Below are 1,136 nucleotides of genomic sequence, written 5' to 3' on the forward strand. Positions count from 1 at the left end.
GCGGCTAGAAGCTGAAGTACAAGCTGTCGATTCAATGGATAAGGATGGCCTACTTGTCAGATGCCAGGCGGAAGCCAAAGTCAGGTTGCCTATCCTTGTTAGGCTTATCTTCTGGTGTGCCTCGCCAGGCAATTCGGGCTCCTGTCACTGCAATAATAAAGCTACCTCCCCTTAGAACATGCAATGTACCTGTTGCAGGGCCCTTGGGGTTCATCTGCGTTGTTCCGTCTGTGGTGTAAAGACCATACCAGTCATTACACCATTCCCATACATTCCCGCTCATATCATACAGTCCTAACGGATTAGTAGCCGGTGAAAAATTGCCTACTTTCGTCGTCGTACCTATATCGCCACCCTTGACCGCGAGTCCATCTTTCACTTCCTGGTCAGTAACAGTAGTGGCTTTAAAGTTTATTTGTGTAACATCAGCTAAATTCTTGCCGTTTCCATAACGGGTTCTGGGCAAGCTATTCCCTCCACCGGCTGCATATTCCCATTCGGCTTCCGTTGGAAGCCGATAAGGCGCTTTACCGGTAGGTAGCCTCTGATTAATTTTGACCAGAAATGCCTGTACGTCATCCCAACTAACCGATTCTACTGGACAGTCGAGACAATTTCCCCTAGCAGACGGGTTGCTTCCCATCACGGCAATCCATTGCTGCTGAGTTACTTCATATTTGCCTATTTTAAAGTCATCAACCTTAACCTTATGTACAGGCATCTCTTTATCGTATAAAGTAGTACCCATGTCAAACGTACTCCCAGTTACGGGAACCATGTCTATCACGGGTGCTGTCGGCGTTGTTACTGGTGCCAGTTCTTTATCTGCCACATTCCAGCAGCCAGTCAACGTAAGACAAAGAAATAGAGCGTATAAAGAAGGTTTCATGCAAGAGATAGTTAGTAGAAACTAGATGGACTTGACTAAAAAAGCGGTATTTACATTGAATCAAATCGGACCGGGTTGTTGACCCGGGCAAAGCAAGGGAAATAACAGACGGGCGTCAATAACCCGTATGGGTCATCAAGAGCGGGTGGGCAACGGAAACCACAGGCCAATGGTAGTACCCTGTTTTACAGCCGATTGAATAGTTGACCGGCCCCGGAGGGCGGTACTTCGCAGGGTCAGGTTGCGT

Annotated in this window: 1 protein-coding gene; it reads right to left on the reverse strand. The window is 47.8% G+C overall.

Annotated features, from left to right (window positions below):
- Positions 1-49 precede the first annotated feature (49 nt).
- A complete protein-coding gene (locus F7231_RS27055; RefSeq protein WP_166694346.1) occupies positions 50-889 on the reverse strand; it encodes a formylglycine-generating enzyme family protein in 840 nt (279 codons plus the stop codon).
- Positions 890-1,136: the final 247 nt, after the last annotated feature.

The organism is Fibrivirga algicola, assembly GCF_011742925.1.
Lineage (GTDB): Bacteria > Bacteroidota > Bacteroidia > Cytophagales > Spirosomataceae > Fibrella > Fibrella algicola.